Origin of the sequence: Hymenobacter saemangeumensis (genome assembly GCF_039541835.1) — a bacterium.
Classification (GTDB): domain Bacteria; phylum Bacteroidota; class Bacteroidia; order Cytophagales; family Hymenobacteraceae; genus Hymenobacter; species Hymenobacter saemangeumensis.
In genome coordinates this window covers 86,915-107,591 of the sequence record NZ_BAABGZ010000018.1, presented here as the reverse complement: position 1 = coordinate 107,591, position 20,677 = coordinate 86,915, and the positions used below count along the sequence as shown (strand labels likewise).

The following is a 20,677-nucleotide window of genomic DNA, read 5'->3' as shown; positions in this document are numbered from 1 at the left end:
TAGCCTCCGCTGGCAAAATTGATTAGACAAAAAAGAGGCCTGCTTATAAAAGCAGGCCTCTTTTTTATACAAACAATCGCAAAAGTCTGCAGAACGAAAAAATCAGCGCAATCAAAAAAATCAGCGCCAATCAGCGATTTATCGGCGCATGGTTTTCTCAATCTGGTCCCACATTTCCGGGGTCAGAATTTCCAGCTTATTGAATTCGCCGGCTCCGTTCAGCCACTCGCCGCCGTCGATGGTAACGACTTCACCGTTTACATAGGCCGAGAAGTCCGACACCAGGTAAGCGGCCAGGTTGGCCAGCTCCTGGTACTGGCCCACGCGCTTGAGGGGCACGTTGCCGGCTGGGTCGAGCTTGCTGGCCAGGGGCTCGGGAAACAGCCGGCTCCAGGCGCCTTCGGTGGGGAAAGGACCGGGCGCAATGGCGTTGGAGCGAATGCCGTACTTGGCCCACTCCACGGCCAGCGAGCGGGTCATGGCCAGCACGCCGGCCTTGGCTGCCGCCGAGGGCACCACAAAGGCGGAGCCGACCGAAGCGTACGTAGTGACGATGTTGAGAATGGTGCCGGGCTTCTTGTCGGCAATCCAGCGCTTGCCCACGGCCAGGGTGCAGTTGTAGGAGCCGCGCAGCACAATGTCCACAATTACATCGAAGGCTTTGTGCGACAGCCGCTCGGTGGGGCTGATGAAGTTGCCCGCGGCGTTATTCAGCAGCACGTCGATGCTGCCGAACTCCTGCACGGTGCGGTCGAGCATGGCTTCTACCTCGTCGTACTTGCGCACGTCGCAGGCCAGGGCCAGCACGCGCCCGCCGGTTTGCTGCCGCAGCTCCTCGGCTGTTTTTTCCAGCACCTCCAGCTTGCGGCTGGTAATGGTTACGTTGGCCCCCAGCTGCAGGAAGTACGTAGTCATGGCCCGGCCCAGGCCAGTGCCCCCGCCGGTCACGACAATGGTTTTTCCTTGTAAAGCATTGTCGCGCAGCATGGGCTGAGTGTAGGGTGTTGTCATGCGAAAGCAGTTAAATATGGTGGCGTCTATGAACCGGGCCCGAAGGTACAAGCTACAGCATTGGCTACTGTTTAAAAAGCTGGTGCAGGTTAACAAAATATCTTTAGACCCGCCATAATATAGTGTTTCATTATTTATTCGCATCTTCGCGGCTTGATTCCCGCACTATTGCATTAATTTACCATGAGCAATTCTAACCCTGGCGCCCGTTCGGACGGCAGCCCGGTGTCGGCATTGCCCACTGTGCTAGTATTAGGCTGTGGCTGGTTGGGGCTGGCCCTGGCTCGCTCCCTGGTTGCAGCTGGCAGCACAGTGCTCGGCACGACCACCACCCCTGAACAGTTGCCCGTACTGGCTGCCGCGGGCATTCAGGGCTACACCCTGCGCCTGGGAGCAGATTTTGGCCCCTCCCATGAGGCCCTGCTGCTGCGCCTGCTGCAAGCGGCCGACGTGCTGGTGCTGAACGTACCGCCCCGGGCCGCAGCCGCCGGCGCCTATCCCACCCTGCTGCGCCCTGTACACCGGGCCGTGGCTGCGGCCGGCATCCGCCACGTGCTGTTTGTCAGCTCCACCAGCGTGTACCCCAACGAGCCCCGCCTGATGCGGGAGCATGATGCCATGAGCACCCGCGATGCCGCCTCCGACGTGCTGCGGGCCGAAGGACACTTCGTGCCCCGCTACGGGCAGTGGCTGAGCACGGTAGTTCGCCTGGGCGGCCTCATTGGTCCGGAGCGGGCCCCCGGCCGCTTCCTGGCCGGCCGCCGCGACCTAAGCCAGGGCAACGCCCCGGTCAACCTGCTGCATCTCACCGACGCGGTGGGCGTGCTCTCGTCCATCATTCAGCACAACATCTGGGGCCACACCTTTAACGTGTGCTCGGCCAGCCACCCGCTGCGACGCGAGTTCTACCCGGAAGCGGCCCGCTTCCTGGGGCTGGAGCCCCCCACTTTCCGCGAGGAAACGGCGCCCATCACGGGCAAAACCATTGACACTTCCCTGGTACGCAGCATGGTGCCGTACCAGTTCCGGCACGACGACGTACTGGCTGCCCTGCCCTTCTGCTAGCGGCGTAGCTCAGCCGACAGCCTGGGTGCCGTACCTTTGCCCCGTGAACACTGCCCTTTCTTCCGTGGCTGTGCTGGGTGGCGGCGCAGCCGGCTTTTTCGCGGCCATTGCCTGCGCCGAGGCCAACCCGGCCCTTACGGTTTTGCTACTCGAGAAAACCGGCAAGCTGCTCAGCAAGGTGCGCGTGTCGGGCGGGGGCCGCTGCAACGTCACCCATGCCTGCGAAACCCCGGCCCAGCTGGTGGCCCATTACCCCCGCGGCGGCAAGCAGCTGAAGTCGGCCTTTCAGGAGTTTGGCGTGCGCGACACCATTGCCTGGTTTGCCCGCCGGGGCGTGCAGCTCAAGACGGAGGCCGACGGGCGTATGTTCCCCACCACCGATTCCAGTGAAACCATTGCCCGGGCCCTGGAAGATGCCGCCCGCATCGCCGGGGTTCGCATCCTGCTCAATACCCAGGTCGACGAGATACAGCCCCTGGCCGAAGGCGGCTTCCAGCTGCACCTGAGCGGCAGCGGCGCCCCGGCGGCCCGCTCCTTACAGGTGCGCAGCGTGCTGGTAGCCACGGGCGGGCAGCCCAAAAGCGGGCAGTACGACTGGCTGCGCCCCCTGGGCCACAGCCTGGCCGAGCCGGTACCTTCCCTCTTTACGTTCAACGTGCCCGACTCTCCCCTGCGTGAGCTTATGGGCGTGAGCGTGCCCCTGGCCCGGGTGGTGCTGGCCGGCGAGAAGCTGCAGTACGAAGGGCCCGTGCTGGTGACGCACTGGGGCCTGAGCGGCCCGGCCGTGCTCAAGCTCTCGGCCTGGGGCGCCCGCCGCCTGCACGAGCTCAGCTACACCGGCACGGCCCTTATCAGCTGGGTGCCGCAGCACAGCGATGAAACCCTGCGCACCTGGCTGCAGCAGTACCGCCAGGAAAATGCCCGCAAGACCATTGCCGTCAACCCGCTGTTTGGCCTGCCGCAGCGGCTGTGGCGCACGCTGGTAGCCGAGGCCGGCATTGGGGAGGAGCTGCGCTGGAGCGACCTGCCCGCCAAAGCCCAGAACCGCCTGCTGGAGCTACTGCTGCGCACCCCCCTGGGCGTGCGTGGCAAAACCACCTACAAGGAAGAGTTTGTGACCTGCGGCGGCATTCAGCTCGCCGACGTCGACCTGAAAACCATGCAGAGCCGCAAAGTCCCCGGCTTATATTTTGCCGGAGAGGTGCTCGATGTTGATGGCATCACCGGGGGCTTCAACTTCCAGGCCGCCTGGACCACGGGCTTCCTGGCTGGGCGGGCCATGGCCAGGGACAACGGGTAGCCGATGAACAAGTAGGCGGGCGGCCCTTGCCGGCTTTGTAACCTTCACTTGGCGCGCTTAGTAAAGAGGGGAATACCTTTCACCAACCCTTTTTCCTTATTTCAATGGAAGCCAAAGCCACCCAAGCCCTGCTCAATGAGCTGGTTGAAACCCTCAAAGATGGCCAGAAAGGCTATGCCGACGCCATGACCGACGTGGAAGACCCCACGCTCAAAGACACCTTCCGCACCTATGCCGCCCAGCGCTCCGAATACCTCACCGAAATCGAGGACCAGATGTTCAAGCTGAACCTCAAGCCCGACGAAAGCTCCTCAGTGACCGGTACCGTGCACCGCGCCTGGATTAACCTCAAGGCCGCCATCACCAGCAAAGACAGTAAGGCTGTCCTCAACGAGTGCGAGCGTGGCGAAGACTACGCCGTGAAAGCCTACCAAACCGCCCTTAAAGCCGAAGGGCTGCCCATGGCCCTGAAGTCGGTTATCGAAAAGCAGTACCAGGGCGTGCGCGAGGCGCACGATAAAATCAAGATGCTGCGCGACTCTTCTAAATAAGGACCGCAGATTCTAACGGATTTGACGGATAAGAACGGATTCAGAACCGTAAACCAGTCGAGATAAAACAAGAAAGGCCGCTCAATGAGCGGCCTTTCTTGTTTAAAACACTAAAAATCAACATAACATAGCGGGTAGCTACTCACAAAGAATGGGATAGAATCCGTTCTTATCCGTAAAATCCGTTAAAATCTGCGGTTCAGAATCCGTTAGAATCTGCGGTTCTATTCGTCGTAGTTCTCGCGGTTGGAAGGACGCGAGTCGTTGTCGCGGCCACCGCCGAAGCCACCTTTGTTGCCGTAGCCGGGCTTGCTGCCGTAGCTGGGGCGGTCGCCGTAGCTCTTGTTGCCATAGCTGGGCTTGTTGCCATACGAGGGCTTGTTGCCGTAGCTGCTGCCCCCGTCGCGGTTGCCTTTGTAGCCGCCACCGTAGCCACCTTCGCGGCGGTCGCCGTAGCTGGGCTTGTTGCCGTAGCTGCTGCCGCCGTCACGGTTGCCTTTGTAGCCACCGCCGAAACCGCCTTCCCGACGCTCACCGCCACCGAAGGGCCGGCGCTCCCGGTCGCCGCCGAAGCCGCCCGGGCCACGGGTGTTGCCTTCTTCCTTGGCCGCGCCTTCCTGTACCGGCGTGGCGATGCTGAAGCTTACGGGACGCCCCTGAATGCTGGTACGACCGAGCTGGCCTACCACCTCATCGGCAAACTCCGAGGGCACTTCCACGAAGCTGAACTTGTCGTAGAGGGCGATGTCGCCCACTTTGCTGCCTTGCAGGTTGGTGCTCTCGGAAATCAGGTCCACGATGTCGCGGGGGTGAATCCGGTCTTTCTTGCCCATGGTAACGAAGAGGCGCGTGAAGCCGGGGCGGGCGGCACCGGCCGTGCGGCTGGCATCGAGGCTCTGCTCGGCGCGCTTGTCCTCCTTCATGGTCATCTTCAGCAGCGCGGCGGCAATGTCCAGGGAAGTGATTTCCTCGCTCTGGTCGAGCAGGCGCTGCACGCGGGCCACGTACTTTTCGAGGTTGCCTTTTTCAATAACCTCCTTAATCTGACCCAGGAACAGGGTAGTCTTCACTTCCGACACGTCGGCAAACGACGGCACCTGCTCCAGCTTAATCTGGGCCTTGGTGAAGCGCATGATGTCGCGCAGCTTGTAGATGTCGCGGCCACTCACGAAGGTGAAGGCGCGGCCGCTCTTGCCGGCGCGGCCCGTGCGGCCGATGCGGTGCACGTAGTACTCCTCGTCGGCCGGCAGGTCGTAGTTGAACACGGCCTCCACGTTGTCGACGTCGATGCCGCGGGCAGCTACGTCGGTGGCTACCAGCACCTCCAGGGTGCCTTTGCGGAACTTGTCGAGGGTGTTCTGGCGCTGCTGCTGGCCCATGTCGCCGTGCAGGCCTTCGGCGAAGTAGCCCTTGGCTTGCAGGTCGGCCACGATTTCGTCCACCATGCGCTTGGTGTTGGCGAATACGAAGGTCGACTTTAGGTTATACATGTCGAGCACCCGGGTCAGCACGTCCTTTTTCTGGGGGCCGCGCACCTCGTAGTAGCTCTGCTCGATGTTGTTCACCGTCATGGCCTGGTGGTTTACCTTCACCACCTGCGGCTCCGTCTGGTACTTCTTGGTGAGCTCCATGATGGGCTTGCTCATCGTGGCCGAGAAGAACACCGTCTGGCGCTCCTCGGGCATCTTGCTCAGCACGTACTCGATGTCGTCGCGGAAGCCCATGTCGAGCATTTCGTCGGCTTCGTCGAGGATGATTTTCGTGGTTTTATCGAGCTTCAGCGTGCCGCGCTCGATGTGGTCCATCACGCGGCCGGGGGTACCGATAACAATCTGTACGCCACGCTCCAGGGCGCGGAACTGGCGGTCGTAGCTGCTGCCGCCGTAGATGGGCACCACGGCCAGGCCGCGCTTGTACTTGCCCAGCTTCTGGATTTCGCCCGATACCTGCACCGCGAGCTCGCGGGTGGGGCACAGCACCAGCACCTGCACATCGCGGCTTTCGGTGTCGATGCTCTCGATGGCGGGAATGGAGAAGGCGGCGGTTTTGCCGGTACCCGTCTGGGCCTGGCCAATTACGTCTTTGCCGGCGAGCAGGGCAGGAATAGCGGCGGCCTGAATGGCCGAAGCTTCCTCGTAGCCCATCTCGGTGATGGCACGTTGTACTTCTTCGGAAAGGTTTAGCTCGTCAAAGCGAACTACAATTTTTTCAGCTTCCATGAATTGGAATTAGTAAGGGGTAAGAGACTACGCTCTGAAAACAGCCGAATCAGCGACGTTTCCCCTCCTATACTACCTTCGACAATCAGGCGGGAAAAAACAACCGGAAAAACTACGCGGCCAATGCGTTATCACCCCTCCCGGGTATGCGCGGACTTATGGCCATTCTCAAATGCGGGTGCAAAGGTACGTAAATTATGGCAGAATAGCTAACAACTGCTACTCTTTCCTTTTTCGCCCTTCTGTTTCAAAGCGTAGGGCCATTGACGTAATAGCAGCGCTTATCGTTCCGGCGGGCACAAAAAAAAGCCCGCCAGAAGCGGGCTTTCTTTACGTCGTAAAGCAAGAGCTGAATTAGATCAGCGAAACTTTCACAGCATTCGGGCCTTTTTTGCCCTGGGCAACCTCGTATTGAACGTGGTCATTTTCGCGAATCGAGCTAACCTGCAGGTCGCTGATGTGAACGAAAATGTCTTCGCCAGTTTCGTCGTTTTTAATGAAACCGAAGCCTTTGGTTTCATTGAAGAATTTTACCTTTCCGGTGGGCATGGTGGTTGTTTGTGGAATTTCCCTAAGCTTTTGGGCCACCGCGGCTTGATTTCCTAGGTTGCGTCAAAGATAGGTAGAATTTTTAAATGACAAAGTCCGGCCATATTTTTTTCCATGCTGCCGACCTTTGCCTTCTTCCTGTCTTTCCCCCTCCCCATGCCCGATTCCGCCGCCTTTCGCTACTCTCATGAATTTCAGGTGCCTGTGGCAGCCATCGATGCCCTGGGCCACGCCAACAACGTGGAGTACCTGCGCTGGGTGCAGGACGTAGCCGGCGCCCACTGGCTGGCTATCTGCCCGCCGGAGCAGCGCGGGCGCTACGTTTGGGTAGTGCGCGAGCACCGCATCCGCTACCGGCAGCCGAGCTTCGCGGGCGAGTCGCTGCGGGCTACCACCTGGGTAGGCGAAACCAGCGGGGCGACCTCAGTGCGCCATACCCGGATTGTGAGGGTAGCCGATGAAGCGCTGCTCTGCGAGGCCGAAACCACCTGGGTGCTGCTCGACCCCGGCAGCGGCCGGCCGGTGCGGGTGGAAGCAGAGGTGGTGGGGTGGCTAACAGAAAAGGAATAAACCCGCGTTAGAATACCTACACTGACGACGGGTTAATTTATTAAAAGGTTTTGTGAAGCAAGCCATTCATAATAAATTATAAAACCTATTATGAGCAGGATTGCAAAGACAGCTGAAATTTGAGAAAAAAGCACGGAAAGGCCTCGTATATTTCCATTTACGAATCCAAGAATTCTTGCTACCCAGCTACCAATAATGAGTATAACCATCGAGAATGCAAAGGCGACAGCAAATAAAACCGGCAAGATAATGAGGGCCATAACTGCTTGTCCTAATAGTATTGGTTACTTAACCTCGAAAGTAATTTAGAACAAATAATAATGCCCCCCTCCTTCCGCATCTACTCCTCCTCTGCCGGCTCTGGTAAGACCTACCAATTAACGAAAGAATACTTACTGCTGGCCCTGGGCTCCGACGACCCGGCGTATTTCAAGCGCATTCTGGCCATTACGTTTACCAACGACGCGGCCGGGGAAATGAAGGAGCGGATAGTGGGCGCCCTGCGCCGCTTTGCCTACCCCGAAGCCGGCAAGACCGATACGCTGCTGGAAGAAGTAGCCCAGGAGCTGGCCCTGCCTACCGACGAAGTGAAGCGCCGGGCCTCAGAGACCTTCCGGCTGGTGCTCTACCACTACGCCGACTTCGCCGTGAGCACCATCGACTCCTTTGTGCAGCGCATTGTCACGGCCTTTACCCGGGAGCTGGGCTTGCCGGCTACGTTTGAGGTGGAGCTCGATACCGATGCCGTGCTGCAAACCGCCGTGGCCACGCTGCTGGACAAGGTAAACCGCGACCCCAACAGCAAGCTGCTGTCGCAAACCCTGGCCGAATACGCGCTGGGCCAGGCCGATGAGGGCAAAAGCTGGAGCCGCCTGCCGGAAGAGCTTGCCGGCTTTGGGCGGGCGCTGTTTAATGAAAGCGTGCAGGAAGCCGTGACCCAGCTGGGTCAGCTTTCCCTAGCCGATTTCCGCCGGCTCGACAAGGAAATAAGGGCGCGCCGGGCCGAGATTGAAGCGGCCTTTGCCCAGACCCGCGACCTTGCCGCGGCCATATTAGCCGAGGCCGGCGTGAGCGAGGAAGACCTGTACCGCGGCAAGCAGGGCATTGCCAGCTACGTGCAGAAAGGCGTGGCCCTGCTGGAGCCAGAAGCAGCGCCCAACAGCTACGTGCGCGCTACCCTGGAAGAAGACAAGTGGTACAGTGGCAAGGTGAAGTCGCCGGCCGACAAGCTGCGCGTGGATGCGGTGAAAGAGCCGCTGCGGGAATTAGTTGCAACCATCGAGCAGCTGCGAATTAAATACGGGCCCGACTACATCTTATTGTCGGGTATGCAGCCTTATTTATTTCACGCCTCGTTGCTGAGTGAATTAAATAAATTAGTCGAGCAAATAAGCCGCGAGCGGAACGTAGTTTTAATTTCCGAATTCAACCGTCGCATTGCCAGTATTGTACTTACCGAGCCGGTGCCGTTTTTGTATGAGCGGCTGGGCGAGAAATACCAGCACCTGCTGATTGACGAGTTTCAGGACACCTCGGTGCTGCAGTGGAACAATTTGCTGCCGCTGGTGGAAAACACCATTGCCAACGGGCATTCCAGCCTGGCGGTGGGCGACGCCAAGCAGGCCATCTACCGCTGGCGCGGCGGGGAGATGGAGCAGATTCTGCGCCTGCACCAACGCAACACACCCGCCCTGGTAAGCCGGGCGCGGGAAGAAGACATGCGGGAATTGCTGCGCCTGCGCTACGAAACCCTGGACCACGCCATTGAGCCCCGGGCGCTGCAAACTAATTACCGCTCGGCGCGGGAAATAATTAATTTCAACAACGAATTCTTTGAGGCCGTCAGTGAGCGGCACGACGAGCTGGAGCTGGTGCGCGGCATCTACGACGAGGAAGCCGGGCAGGAAGTACCGGCCGGGCAAACCACCCAATGCACCGGGCATGTGGAGCTGCTGTTTACGCAGCCCAACGCCCCGGCCCTGCTCTACGACCCGGCTGCGGGCACCTACACCACCGAGCCGCTGCCCGGGCACCTGCCCGAAACCCTGCTCAACTACGACGAAAGCACCTGCTACCTCACGTTGCAGCTGGTAGAACAGGCCCTGCGCGACGGCTTCCGCCTGGCCGACATTGCCGTGCTCTGCCGCACCCGCAACGCCAGTAAAGTCATTGCCAAGTTCCTGAAGGAACGCGGCTACGACATCATCTCGGCTGACTCGCTGGCCCTGGAGTTTGCCGAGGTGGTGAACCTGCTGGTGAGCATCTTCCGCGTGCTGCACCAGCCGGCCGACACCCTGGCGCGGGCAGAGGCTTTGCTGCTCGTGGATAAGGTAGTGCGCCGCCTCGCCCCCACCCCGGCCCGGGCCCGGCGCATTGCCGCCGTGGCCAACGACAAGCACGCCCAGCCCTTTTTCGACGAGCTGCGGGAGCTGGGCTTCGACGTGCAGGAGCAGGAAACCGGCAACCTGGGCCTCTACGAGCTAGCCGAGCGCCTGCTCAACGTGTTTGGGCTGCTGGGCCGCAACGGCGAGAGCGAGTACCTGTTTCGCTTCCTGGATTTGACCCTGGAGTACAGCCTGAAGTTTGGCAACAACCTGGGCAACTTCATCACCTATTGGGAAGAGCGCAAGGGCCGCATCAGCATCAACGCCCCCGGCGGGCGCGACGCCATTACCATCACCACCGTGCACAAAGCCAAGGGCCTGGCCTACGGCGTGGTTATCGTGCCTTTTGCCGACTGGAGCCTGGAGCCTTACCGTGGCACCCTGCTCTGGGGCCACCTTGAAGGTGAGCACAAGCCGCTGGCAGACATGCCCGACGTGGCCGTGGTGAGCCTCGGCAAGAGCCTGCAGCAGACCGTGCTGGCCGCCCAATACAACGAGGAGCGGGAAAAAACCTTTCTCGAAGGGCTGAACACGCTCTACGTAGCGTTTACCCGGCCCCGGCACCGCCTCTACGTCATCAGCAAGCGGCCCAAGGAGGCTTCGAGCTCCTCATCAAAAGAGGTGGCTAATTCCTTGTTTCTGGTTTCCGGCTCGAGCGAACAACCAGAAACCAAAAACCAGAAACCAGAAACTCCCGCCACCGCCCGCAGTGTGGCCGACATGCTGCACGGCTACCTGCTGGGCCGGGGCCTGTGGGACGAAGAAAAAATGTCCTTCATCCTTTCCCAAGGAAGTGCCAGGGAACCGGAAACCAAAAACCAGGAAGCAGCAACCAGTAACTTCCTGCTAACCAACCTTAGCTCGGCGCCCTGGGACGACCGGCTGAAGCTGCGGCGCCACGCCACGCAGCTGTTCGACTTTGACGAGCAGCAGCGCATTGGGGAGTGGAACCGCAAGCTGCACTACGGCCTGCGCCGCCTGCTCACGGCCGCCGACGTGGGCCGCGTGGCCACGCAGCTTGTGGCCGAGGGCATTATCAGCAGCCGCGAAAAAGCCGAGCTGACGGAAAGCCTGACCCGCGTGGTAACCGACCCGCGGCTGGCCCCCTACTTCGCGCCTCACCTGAGCGTGGAAACCGAGCGGGAAATTCTGGTGGGCGGCGTGCGCCTACGCGACTACAAGCCCGACCGCGTAGTGCTCGAGCCTTCGCTGGAGGAACACCACCGGGCCGGTGGCCGCGTCACGCTGCTGGATTTTAAATTGCCCCCGCCCCAGGAAAAGCACAAGCGGCAGATTCGCAACTACGCCACGCTATTCGAGCAGCTGGGCTACGCCGAGGTGAAGGGAATTATTTATTACTTCGGCACGGGCGAAGTGGTAGAAGTATAAAGCAACGCACTGAATCCATGCAAACCAGCTTTCGCACTTTCCTTGTGCTATCGGTATTAATTGTTATTTTTTCGGGTTTTATTACTCGGCAATTATTATCAGTTGAAAGCCGGAAATTTGTGGCAGCTCAATTAGCCAGCCGGGAATTAAAACCTACCGAGAAAAAAAATCAGTACCTAAAGTACGACTACGCTCCGCTCTGGCTGCATACGCCCCATGAAGCGGTTGTTGGCTTTATCGGTGCCGATTACCAGCGGCTGCAAATGAAGTTTCTGACGGCCGTCAAAGACCCGGCGCAGCCCGATACCTACCGCGTGAGTGGTAAATCAAAGGTAGCCAATTCCATCTGTGCGTTTACGGGCACCATTATCGTGCGGCACGTGCGTGAAAGGCGCAGCTTGCCGCTGCCAGTAGATGCGCGGGTGTCGCCGGCCCGCGAGGCTGGTCTGCTACTGGCCGAGTACCAGCTCAGCGAAATAACTACTCAGCCTAAAACGGGTGTATTCTCAGGAATTCTGCTTACGCGCTGGTTTCTCGACAAAACTGGCCGGCTGCACTATGATGACCTCGAAAAGTACGCTGACGGCTATTCTAACAACCAGTTTGTGGGCACCTGGACTCCGCACATCGGAACAAAAGTCCTGCGCTGCAACTGGGGCGATTACCGAATTCCCAATGCTGGTGACTTCGACATGGGTGCCGGCGAGTTCAGTCCAAATGAAAAGTACCGGGCTAAAGGCTGGCATACCTACACACAGGCCTGGATGCAGCAGGATAAAGCAGCGCAGCAGCGTGAGTCTCAGCGCTGGTGGTAAATAGCTGGCTCCTATCAGCAATTGACATAAAAAGCATTTCGATTCCGATAAATTGCCGTCAAGAGGACGTAGCCCCTGCCAGCAACTGTCTTTTATTTCCCCCGCTTTCCCTGCTCCAACACTTTAATTCGCTGAACCATTAACTCACCTACTCCAAATAATACGTCGTGGTGATTTACTCCAAGCAGCCACTCGTATTTTTTGGATACCAGGTAATACTCAAAGGCATACATCTCCCCTAACAGGGCCTATATTGCCTGTACCTGTCCTTCAAAAAGCCAGAACTTAGAAGAATCTTCTGCCACAAATCAAACCAGCTCTTGGGCAGGAATTAATTTATCCAGAATGTCGGGAGGATAATCAAAAGCGGCCGTGCTATAGCACGGTTTTTTGAATCGCTCCCACCACCAGATAAGACTGTTGTAAGGAGCTGCAACGAAGGTTTCTTCAATGCGCTTTATGACGGGCTCCCATTCTGCAACTCCAAGGGCTCGGAAGCTGGCGGCCGGCAGACGGAGCTTTACCGCTTCATTTAGTATCTCGTGCTTGAAATCCATGCCTTGGAACGATAGCCGGGGTGTAGGTGTAGCCGCAGCTTTTATACATTGAGCCTGGGAGCTGAACTAACCATTACAACTGTGTTTTGGTAAGGACAGACCCTTAGTCGCGCAGCTTCTGGTAGCGGATACTGCGGGGGTTGATGGTATCAATGTAGAAGGCAAAGTGTCCATTTTCCCCATACAGCTCAAAATGAGCCTCAGTGGGCTTAGCCTTCCTACCTACTGCCGACATCTGGGCGAAGCGGACCAGCGCCACCTGGGCGGGGGCGGCTCGGGGCAGCACGTACAGCCCCTGCCTCTCATCGAGCAGGTAGCCGGTAGCAGTGGCGCGCAGGAAGTGCCAGGGAATGGAAAAGCCCAGCTCCTCGTAAAAGCCCCGGTAACGGAATCGGGCCAGCTCCCGGCCACTTACGGTATGGCGCACAAAGGCATTGGGAGCCCGCAGCTGCTGGGGGCTGGGGTCGCGGCCGTAAGCATAGCTGCCATCGGGCAGTTTCCTGGCGCGGCTTTTCCCCGGCTCGTACAGCAGCAGCAGGGTGGTGTCGCTCAAAAAAAAGGCGCCCGCCAGGTCGGCATCGGGCTTGTCCAGGCGTAGCGGCGGCCGGCCGGGGCGCAGCAGCTCGTCGGGGGTCAGCAGTGCCCGGCCATCGCTGGAAAGCCCTACTGCCACCTCCGGCCCGCCCACGGCTTCGCCTTTGCAGATGCGCAGCACCTGGCCCTTCAGGTCGAGCAGCAGCAGAACGTTCCCGCCCACGTCGGAGTCGGGCACCATGAACGGCAGGTTAAACACCAACGCCCCAAACGCGGCGCTGTAGCCCAGAAGCTCAGGCGCGAAGGCTTCGCTTTCGATGACGACATCTTTGTTACCAACCTTATAGAAAGCTTGTTTTTGAAGTACCCGACGAAACACCTGCCCCCCGGTGCTGTCGAGCAGGGTGAAAGTGAAGCGGCCCTCGAAGCCGCGGGCCTGCTCCCGATGGCCGGGCGTGGTTTCGTACGTGGTACGCAGGCGCCGGGTGGAGTCGGTTACGGCCTGCACGCGTAGCGTATAGCGCCGGCCCTGCAGCCGAAGTACGGTATCGGAAGACGTGGGGGGTGCCCAGCCCGGCACGTACGCAGCGGTGAGGGCGGGGGCTGGTTTGGGGACGACTTTGGTCGGTGCGGGCGGCGGAACCGGGCTCGTAACTGCCCTGGGGGTTATCGGCGGCGCGGCCGTCTCCGACTGGGTGAGGCTTTGGGTGCAGCCGGCCAATAGCAAAATCGGTAAAACGTGGTAGAAAAGACGCATAGGCAGGCAAGTAGCGCAGATAAGGTACGTGAGGTTACCATTCGGGGGTAGGCCGCAGCCTGGGACGGATTGTTACTCCTCCATTAGCTGTGGTAAATCAGGCTTTCACGGTCTTGGCCGGGGGCAATAAGGTATGGGCCATTCGCAGTGCGCAGCACCAGTTGGCTGATTGCCGGCGAAGATGCTCTCCACGGTTATGCCAATTAAATAAAATGGAAACCCCGGCTGGTACACCCGGCCGAGCCTGCAAAGCTAAGCAGGACAACGACCATGAGGGGAAAACGAATTCAACTATTCCAAGTCGTCACCCAGATTAAATTTAGTTAATTATCAAATTGGTACAATTAACTCAACAGCCTCAATAGTGCCTTTTTTTCCGTATCCAGGCACTTTTAATGTCATTTTAGGTATTTTAAGCATGCGTTATGGTACTATTCACCGAACCTGACTGGTATTGCACTATAAATTGAACTCTACCGTACTCAGTGGTGTCTGGGTGGCATGCGAATGACCACTCTGCTTGCCCTCACGACCTTGGTAGGAAGTGCCGGCACCACCCTGGCTCAGAACACGCCTGAAGAAAACAACCCGAACGTTGATGCACCTTTTGTGCGAAACATCCGGGCCGACCGCCCCGGACAAACCGTCACCTCCCAGGTACTGCGCCCCGGTCGTTTCCAACTCGAAACCGGTACCCAGCGCCAGTCGGGCAACCAGGGCGCTGCCCTGGGCAGCAGCACCGCCCTGCTCCGGATAGGCTTCTTCAATGGCATGGAGCTTCGCGTGGCGCAGCCTTACCTCAACCAGCGTACGGTGGTTGATGCCGAAGGCAAGCAGCAGGTAGTGGGCGGCTGGGCACCGGCCGTAGCCGGGGCAAAGTTCATGCTTTCGCCCAACTACGACACCCCCACCCAGGTAGCCATCCTGGTTGAGACGGAAGTGCCCCAGACCGGCAGCACCGACCTGAAAGCCACCAAATTCACCCCCGCCGGTCGTTTGCTCGTAAGCCAGCAGCTTGGCGAGCGGTTTGGCCTGGAAGGCAACTTTGGCTTTAGCCAGCGCGGCATCACGGTGGCCGATATGGAGAAAGGCCAGTACCTCGGCAGCCTGGCCCTGAACGGCCCGCTGGGCGACAAAGCCGGCTTCTTCGTGGAAGCCTATGGCTCGGGCCGCGCGGCGCTCAGCACCGGCACCACGGCCGGCCTCTACTACCGTCCGGCAGCGCCCGTTCGGCTTGATGTAACCGCCGGCAAGGTACTCGGCGGACCAGCAGCCGGCAGCACGACCGTCGGCGCCGGACTTACGCTTAAGCTCGGTAAGTAAGAACGGTCCGAAACCGCTCTAAACAGATAAGTCAGAAGGTGGTAGCGTCGTACGCTACCACCTTTTTTTATGTCGCCTGGCCCGCTCGCACACGTTTTACGGTCATTGGCAGCTCTTTTTCGGTTGTTGGCACCCATTTCCGACACACTCAAAATGTATTTATCGTATGTTTGTATGCACCCTATTCATGAGCATGCTATGACATGTTTATGCTATAGCATTCGGAAAGGGTAGTCAGTACTTTTGCCTCGATTCAGTGGCTTTCAGCTTTTGCCTTGCACCTTTTTACTCTGGTTATGAAACATCTTTCCTCATTGCTCCTTCTCGGCTTGGTCTTTTATGGCGTTGAAGCCAATGCCCAGGACCTTTACAACAATGGCGCACAGATTACCCTGACCGGAGGCGCCACCCTGTACGTGCCCGGCAACGTAACCAATACCAACAGCGGCTCCATCACTAACAATGGCAGCACCATGCGGGTAGATGGCAACGTAACCAATAACGGTTCGGGTACCCTCAACCTGGGCACGGCCGGCGTGCTGGAAGTAAAAGGCAACGTGGTGAATACCGCCACTGTTACGCCCGGCACGGGTACCCTGCAGCTTACGGGCAGCAGCGCGCAGGTGCTGGACCTGGGCGGGGGCAGCGTCCACAACCTCACGGTAAACAATACCGCGGCCACTCCCCTGGTGACAGTACCGAGCAACGTCACCGTCAACAACCAGCTTACCCTGACCAATGGCATGGTGCGCACGGCGGCGGCCTCGCGCGTGATACTGCCCAACGGCGCCACGGTGAGCGGCGAAACCAACGGCCGCTACGTAGCCGGCAACCTGGAAGTGCAGCGCACCGCGGTGAGCGGCGCTTCCCCGGTATCCTTCGCCAATGGCCTGACCCTTACCCCGAACAACAACCTCGGCACAGTGAGCGTGACGCGCACGGCCGGCCTGGCGCCGGTGCTGGGAACGGGTGCTGCCAACGTGAGCTACGGGGTGAACCCCTCGGATGCCAACAAAAAAGGCATCGACCAGATTTGGACCGTGGTAGCCTCCACCCAGCCCGCGGCCGGCAGCCCCGCTACCGTTGCCCTCACCTGGCTTTCCGACAACGACAACGGCCTGACCAGCTTCGGCGCGGCTCGCATCTGGGAAAATATGGGAAGCGGCTGGACGGCGCTGGGGCCCTATGTGAATGCCACTGGCCGCAGCATCAGCACCTCCGTGACGTCGCTCTCGCGCTTTACGGTGAGCGACTACACCGCCCCGCTGCCCGTGGAGCTGATCAGCTTTACTGCTGTTCGGCAGGGTGATGCGGCCCGCCTGAACTGGCGCACGGCTTCGGAAAAGAACAATGCCTACTTCGACGTGCAGGTAAGCACCGACGGCCGCAGCTTCCGCAAGATTATGCAGGTAGCCGGCCAGGGCACCACCAGCCGCCCCACCGACTACGAGCGCAGCGACGCAGCCCTGCTTAGCTACAATGCCGACCCCGTTTACTATCGCCTGCGCCAGGTGGATACCGACGGTAAAGAGTCTTTCTCCGACGTTAGAACGGTGCGCGTAGAAGTTACCGGATTCACCGCCGTGGCCTACCCCAACCCTGTTTCCCAGAACGGCACCACCGTTCAGATTCGCACGGGTGAAGCGGGCCCCGCCGAGCTGGCAGTGTACGACGCCACCGGTCGCCTGCTGATGGGCGTGAAAACCGAACTGTTTGCCGGCACCAACGAAGTGAAGCTGGAAGCCGCCAGCCGCCTGGCTACCGGCGCCTACTTCCTGAAAGTAAACCAGGGCAAGCAGCACACCCTGCTGAAGCTGGTGCGCGAATAAGCTAGCCCACTTTTAAGCAATAAAAAGGCCTGCAGTGTAAACTGCAGGCCTTTTTATTTATGTGCATCAGCGCATTGCTCCTGACGACTACAGCCTACCGGAGCTTACCAGAACAATCTGCGTCTTCCGCGCAAACCTCTGCGTCCTCTGCGGGAACCCTCGTCAGGGTCATTCCACAAAACGGGCCCGGCAGTACAGCCGGATTGGCTGAAGCTGCCGGGCCAGCAAAGACCGACACAGGCTACTTACGCCACGGTCAGCACCAAATCATCGGCTCCAACGCGGGTACCTTCGCTGAGCTTGATGCCGTCGATGGTCAGGTCCTGAGGGGCGGTGATGGTGGTTTCCATCTTCATGGCCTCGATGACGAACAACGGCGTGTTGCGCGTCACGGCCTGACCGGGCTTCACCAGCACTTTGCTGAGCATGCCCTGCAGCGGAGCGCCTACGTGGCGCGGGTTGCCCTTGTCGGCCTTGGCGTTGCTGATTTTGGTTACCTCCACCGACTTGTCGCGCACCTCCAGGTTGCGGGTCTGGCCGTTGAGCGAGAAGAAGATGGTGCGGCAGCCTTCCTCGTTGAGCGGGCCCACCGACTGCAGGCGCACGATGACGGACTTGCCCCGGGCAATTTCGATAATGGTTTCCTCGCCCGGCTGCAGGCCATAGAAAAACACCTTGGTGGGAATCTGGCTGACGTCGCCGTACTGCTGGCGGTGGCTCCAGTATTCTTCAAACACTTTGGGATACAACAGGTAAGACAGCAGGTCGGTGAACTTACCGCCGGGGAACTTCTCCTGGAAATTCTTCCAGTCCTTTTTGAAGTTGATAGGCGACAGGTGCTCGTTGGGACGGTCGGTAAAGGGCTTTTCATCCTTGAGGATGACCTTCTGCAGCTCGGCGGGCCAGCCACCTTCGGGCTGGCCAATGTCGCCGCGGAACAGCTCGCGCACCGACTCGGGGAAGCTCAGGTTGTCGCCTTTTTCGAGCACGTCCTGGGGCGCGAGGCTGTTCGATACCATGAACAAAGCCATGTCGCCCACCACCTTGGAGCTGGGGGTCACCTTCACGATGTCGCCGAACATGTCGTTCACGTCGGCAAAGCGCTGCTTTACTTCTTCAAACTTGTCGAGCAGGCCCAGAGAAGCCGCCTGGGGGCGCAGGTTGGAGTACTGCCCGCCGGGAATTTCGTGCTGGAACACCTCCGAAGTACCGGCCATCAGGCCCGACTCGAAGGGGTAGTACATCTCGCGCACCGCTTCCCAGTAGTTACTGAACTCGTTGAGCGAGTGCTGGTTGAACTCGCGGTGCCGCTCGGTACCGCGCAGCATCTCCACCACGGAGTTGAAGTTGGGCTGCGACGTAAGCCCCGAAAGCGCGCCGATGGCTACGTCGACGACGTTGACGCCGGCTTCCACGGCTTTCAGGTAAGTGGCGGCCTGCAGCGAGGACGTGTCGTGGGTGTGCAGGTGAATGGGCAGCTTCACCGTGTCGCGCAGGCCCTGAATAAGCTCGGTGGCGGCGTAGGGCTTGAGCAGGCCGGCCATGTCCTTGATGCAGAGGATGTGGGCCCCGGCGTCTTCCAGCTGCTTGGCCAGGCGCAGGTAGTACTCCAGGGTGTACTTGGTGCGCTTGGGGTCGAGGATGTCGCCGGTGTAGCAGATGCAGGCTTCGGCCAGCCGGTCGGTTTTGTTGCGCACGAAGCCGATGCAGGACTCCATGCCCTTGAGCCAGTTCAGCGAGTCGAAGATGCGGAAGATGTCAATGCCGGTTTCGGCGGCCTGCTCCACAAACTTCTCGGTGAGGTTGTCGGGATAAGCCTTGTACCCTACCCCGTTGGCGCCGCGGATGAGCATCTGCAGCAGAATGTTGGGAATAGCGGCGCGCAGCTGGGCCAGGCGCTCCCAGGGGTCTTCGTGCAGGAAGCGCATGGCCACGTCGAAGGTGGCGCCGCCCCACACTTCCATGGAGAAAGTCTGGGGGTGCTGCTGGGCGTAGGCCCCGGCCACCTTCAGCATGTCGAAGGTGCGCATGCGCGTGGCCAGCAGGCTCTGGTGGGCATCGCGCAGGGTGGTGTCGGTGTAGTGAATCTGGGGCTCGGCGCGCAGCCACTGGGCAAAGCCTGCGGGGCCCAGCTCGTGCAGCTTCTGCTTGGTGCCGGGCGCAGGCGCGGCCATGGGGTCGAAGGCCGGCAGCTGGGCGCGACGCGGCTTGCGGCGCGGGTCGAGGTTGTTTTTCACGTCGGGGTTGCCGTTCACCACCACGTCGCCCACGAAGCTCAGCAGGCGCGTGGCGCGGTCGAGGCGGGGCTTGAACTTGAACAGCTCGGGGTGGTCCTTGATGAAGTCGACGTTGGCGCGGCCGGCCTGGAAGTCGGGGTGGCCCACGATGTTCTGCACGAACTGGATGTTGGTGCGCACCCCGCGAATGCGGAACTCGTCGAGGGCCCGCAGCATTTTCTGGGCCGCCCCTTTGAGTGTGGGCGCGTGGGCCGACACCTTCACCAGCAGCGAGTCGAAGAAGGGCGACACCACCACGCCCTGGTACACCGAGCCCTGGTCGAGGCGGATGCCGAAGCCGCCGGCCGAGCGGTAGGCCACAATGGTGCCGTAGTCGGGCTTGAAGTCGTTTTCGGGGTCTTCGGTGGTGATGCGGCACTGAATGGCGTAGCCCACCTTCAGGGGCGTCACGCTGGCGCCGAGGCCGATTTCCGGGTCGCTAAGCTGATGGCCCGAGGCAATGTAAATCTGGGTTTTAATCAGGTCGATGCCCGTAATCATCTCGGTTACGGTGTGCTCTACCTGAATGCGGGGGTTTACTTCGATAAAGTACAGCCGGTCCTCAGCCGGGTTTACCAGGAACTCCACCGTGCCCACGTTGTCGTAGCCCACGGCCCGGCCAATGCGCAGGGCGTACTCGTAGAGCAGGTGGCGCTGGTGGTCGGGCAAATCCAGGGCCGGGGCCACTTCCACCACTTTCTGAAAGCGGCGCTGCACCGAGCAGTCGCGCTCGTACAAATGCACCAGGTTGCCGTGCTGGTCGCCCACGAGCTGCACCTCAATGTGCTTGGGCTTTTCGACAAACTTCTCCAGGAACACGGTGTCGTCGCCGAAAGCATTCTGGGCCTCGTTGCGGGCCTCGAAAAAGCCTTTCTCCAGCTGCTCGTCGTCGCGAATCACGCGCATGCCCCGGCCGCCGCCACCGGCCGCGGCCTTCAGCATCACCGGGTAGCCAATGCGGTTGGCTTCGCTTTTCGCGGTTTCAAAATCCACCAAATCCGCCTCGCTGCTTTCAATCTGGGGCACCTGGTTTTGGCGGGCTACCTCCTTGGCCCGCACCTTGTCGCCGAGCGCCTCCATTACTTCCGGGCGGGGTCCTACGAAGATGATGCCTTCCTCGCGGCAGCGCCGGGCCAGGGTGGCATTCTCGGAGAGGAAGCCATAGCCGGGGTGAATGGCGTCGGCCCCGTTGCGTTTGGCCACCCGAATCAGCCCCTCAATGTCGAGGTAGGGCTTCAGGGGCTCGTCGTCGCGGCCAATCTGGTACGCTTCGTCGGCCTTGTAGCGGTGCAGGGAGTACCGGTCTTCGTAGGTGTACACGGCTACGGTGGGGATACCGAGCTCAGTAGCAGCGCGAAGCACTCGGATGGCAATTTCGCCGCGGTTGGCGACCAGGAGTTTGGTTATTTTCATAAAGGTGGGCGGGTGGCGAATATTCGCTGCGAAGCTACGCAAATGTGAGCCTCGATGTTGGCTTCAGACCAATATATCGGGGCATGGTCTTCCTGCTTTCGGGAACGATTGCAGCGCTGGCGTTGGGCTTAACCG

16 protein-coding genes are annotated in these 20,677 nt (G+C 59.8%); 8 read left to right on the top strand and 8 right to left on the bottom strand.

The window, feature by feature from the left end; genetic code table 11:
- Positions 1-138: 138 nt before the first annotated feature.
- Positions 139-1,011 carry an SDR family oxidoreductase gene (locus tag ABD919_RS09485; protein ID WP_345235759.1) on the bottom strand — a complete coding sequence of 291 codons (873 nt, stop codon included), beginning with the start codon at positions 1,009-1,011 and terminating at the stop codon, positions 139-141.
- A gap of 183 nt (positions 1,012-1,194) precedes the next feature.
- Here ABD919_RS09485 and ABD919_RS09480 point away from each other — a divergent pair, with 183 nt between their 5' ends.
- The 3 genes from ABD919_RS09480 (at position 1,195) to ABD919_RS09470 (ending at position 3,927) form a co-directional block, all read left to right on the top strand.
- Positions 1,195-2,076 carry a Rossmann-fold NAD(P)-binding domain-containing protein gene (locus ABD919_RS09480; RefSeq protein WP_345235758.1) on the top strand — a complete coding sequence of 294 codons (882 nt, stop codon included), beginning with the start codon at positions 1,195-1,197 and terminating at the stop codon, positions 2,074-2,076.
- Between the two features lie 43 nt (positions 2,077-2,119).
- A complete protein-coding gene (locus ABD919_RS09475; protein ID WP_345235757.1) occupies positions 2,120-3,376 on the top strand; it encodes a BaiN/RdsA family NAD(P)/FAD-dependent oxidoreductase in 1,257 nt (418 codons plus the stop codon).
- Positions 3,377-3,480: 104 nt separating this feature from the next.
- On the top strand, positions 3,481-3,927 hold the full coding sequence (locus ABD919_RS09470; RefSeq protein ID WP_345235756.1) for a PA2169 family four-helix-bundle protein: 447 nt from the start codon (positions 3,481-3,483) through the stop codon (positions 3,925-3,927).
- A gap of 224 nt (positions 3,928-4,151) precedes the next feature.
- Here ABD919_RS09470 and ABD919_RS09465 read toward each other — a convergent pair whose 3' ends face one another.
- Entirely contained in the window at positions 4,152-6,146 is a 1,995-nt protein-coding gene (locus tag ABD919_RS09465; RefSeq protein ID WP_345235755.1) for a DEAD/DEAH box helicase, read from the bottom strand.
- A gap of 354 nt (positions 6,147-6,500) precedes the next feature.
- Positions 6,501-6,695: a cold-shock protein gene (locus ABD919_RS09460; protein WP_345235754.1), complete on the bottom strand. Its 195-nt coding sequence runs from the start codon at positions 6,693-6,695 to the stop codon at positions 6,501-6,503.
- Positions 6,696-6,851: 156 nt separating this feature from the next.
- On the opposite strand from ABD919_RS09460, the gene ABD919_RS09455 reads away from it, so the two are divergent.
- Positions 6,852-7,265 carry an acyl-CoA thioesterase gene (locus ABD919_RS09455; protein WP_345235753.1) on the top strand — a complete coding sequence of 138 codons (414 nt, stop codon included), beginning with the start codon at positions 6,852-6,854 and terminating at the stop codon, positions 7,263-7,265.
- 32 nt (positions 7,266-7,297) lie between these two features.
- On the opposite strand, the gene ABD919_RS09450 is transcribed toward ABD919_RS09455, so the two are convergent.
- Entirely contained in the window at positions 7,298-7,525 is a 228-nt protein-coding gene (locus ABD919_RS09450; RefSeq protein ID WP_345235752.1) for a hypothetical protein, read from the bottom strand.
- A 60-nt stretch (positions 7,526-7,585) separates the two neighbouring features.
- On the opposite strand from ABD919_RS09450, the gene ABD919_RS09445 reads away from it, so the two are divergent.
- Complete coding sequence (locus ABD919_RS09445; protein WP_345235751.1) at positions 7,586-11,038, top strand: UvrD-helicase domain-containing protein; 3,453 nt, start codon at positions 7,586-7,588, stop codon at positions 11,036-11,038.
- A 17-nt stretch (positions 11,039-11,055) separates the two neighbouring features.
- Positions 11,056-11,853 (top strand): hypothetical protein, encoded by a 798-nt coding sequence (locus ABD919_RS09440; RefSeq protein ID WP_345235750.1) that lies wholly within the window; start codon positions 11,056-11,058, stop codon positions 11,851-11,853.
- Positions 11,854-11,945: 92 nt separating this feature from the next.
- Here the strand turns inward: ABD919_RS09440 and ABD919_RS23955 are convergent, their stop codons facing one another.
- The 3 genes from ABD919_RS23955 to ABD919_RS09430 form a co-directional block, all read right to left on the bottom strand.
- Positions 11,946-12,086: a DUF6756 family protein gene (locus tag ABD919_RS23955; protein WP_425556402.1), complete on the bottom strand. Its 141-nt coding sequence runs from the start codon at positions 12,084-12,086 to the stop codon at positions 11,946-11,948.
- A 75-nt stretch (positions 12,087-12,161) separates the two neighbouring features.
- Complete coding sequence (locus ABD919_RS23950) at positions 12,162-12,410, bottom strand: hypothetical protein (RefSeq protein ID WP_425556401.1); 249 nt, start codon at positions 12,408-12,410, stop codon at positions 12,162-12,164.
- Between the two features lie 103 nt (positions 12,411-12,513).
- Positions 12,514-13,701 carry a hypothetical protein gene (locus ABD919_RS09430; RefSeq protein WP_345235749.1) on the bottom strand — a complete coding sequence of 396 codons (1,188 nt, stop codon included), beginning with the start codon at positions 13,699-13,701 and terminating at the stop codon, positions 12,514-12,516.
- Between the two features lie 507 nt (positions 13,702-14,208).
- Between ABD919_RS09430 and ABD919_RS09425 the strand changes: the two genes are divergently transcribed.
- Positions 14,209-15,024 carry a transporter gene (locus tag ABD919_RS09425; RefSeq protein WP_345235748.1) on the top strand — a complete coding sequence of 272 codons (816 nt, stop codon included), beginning with the start codon at positions 14,209-14,211 and terminating at the stop codon, positions 15,022-15,024.
- A gap of 296 nt (positions 15,025-15,320) precedes the next feature.
- On the top strand, positions 15,321-16,853 hold the full coding sequence (locus tag ABD919_RS09420) for a T9SS type A sorting domain-containing protein (RefSeq protein WP_345235747.1): 1,533 nt from the start codon (positions 15,321-15,323) through the stop codon (positions 16,851-16,853).
- Positions 16,854-17,098: 245 nt separating this feature from the next.
- Here the strand turns inward: ABD919_RS09420 and ABD919_RS09415 are convergent, their stop codons facing one another.
- A complete protein-coding gene (locus tag ABD919_RS09415) occupies positions 17,099-20,542 on the bottom strand; it encodes a pyruvate carboxylase (RefSeq protein WP_345235746.1) in 3,444 nt (1,147 codons plus the stop codon).
- Positions 20,543-20,677 lie beyond the last annotated feature (135 nt).

Coding starts and splice junctions, on each gene's coding strand:
- ABD919_RS09485 (WP_345235759.1), bottom strand. CDS start 1,011: ATGACAACACCCTACACTCAGCCCATGCTGCGCGACAATGCTTTACAA.
- ABD919_RS09480 (WP_345235758.1), top strand. CDS start 1,195: ATGAGCAATTCTAACCCTGGCGCCCGTTCGGACGGCAGCCCGGTGTCG.
- ABD919_RS09470 (WP_345235756.1), top strand. CDS start 3,481: ATGGAAGCCAAAGCCACCCAAGCCCTGCTCAATGAGCTGGTTGAAACC.
- ABD919_RS09465 (WP_345235755.1), bottom strand. CDS start 6,146: ATGGAAGCTGAAAAAATTGTAGTTCGCTTTGACGAGCTAAACCTTTCC.
- ABD919_RS09460 (WP_345235754.1), bottom strand. CDS start 6,695: ATGCCCACCGGAAAGGTAAAATTCTTCAATGAAACCAAAGGCTTCGGT.
- ABD919_RS09455 (WP_345235753.1), top strand. CDS start 6,852: ATGCCCGATTCCGCCGCCTTTCGCTACTCTCATGAATTTCAGGTGCCT.
- ABD919_RS09450 (WP_345235752.1), bottom strand. CDS start 7,525: ATGGCCCTCATTATCTTGCCGGTTTTATTTGCTGTCGCCTTTGCATTC.
- ABD919_RS09445 (WP_345235751.1), top strand. CDS start 7,586: ATGCCCCCCTCCTTCCGCATCTACTCCTCCTCTGCCGGCTCTGGTAAG.
- ABD919_RS09440 (WP_345235750.1), top strand. CDS start 11,056: ATGCAAACCAGCTTTCGCACTTTCCTTGTGCTATCGGTATTAATTGTT.
- ABD919_RS23955 (WP_425556402.1), bottom strand. CDS start 12,086: ATGTATGCCTTTGAGTATTACCTGGTATCCAAAAAATACGAGTGGCTG.
- ABD919_RS23950 (WP_425556401.1), bottom strand. CDS start 12,410: ATGGATTTCAAGCACGAGATACTAAATGAAGCGGTAAAGCTCCGTCTG.
- ABD919_RS09430 (WP_345235749.1), bottom strand. CDS start 13,701: ATGCGTCTTTTCTACCACGTTTTACCGATTTTGCTATTGGCCGGCTGC.
- ABD919_RS09425 (WP_345235748.1), top strand. CDS start 14,209: ATGACCACTCTGCTTGCCCTCACGACCTTGGTAGGAAGTGCCGGCACC.
- ABD919_RS09420 (WP_345235747.1), top strand. CDS start 15,321: ATGAAACATCTTTCCTCATTGCTCCTTCTCGGCTTGGTCTTTTATGGC.
- ABD919_RS09415 (WP_345235746.1), bottom strand. CDS start 20,542: ATGAAAATAACCAAACTCCTGGTCGCCAACCGCGGCGAAATTGCCATC.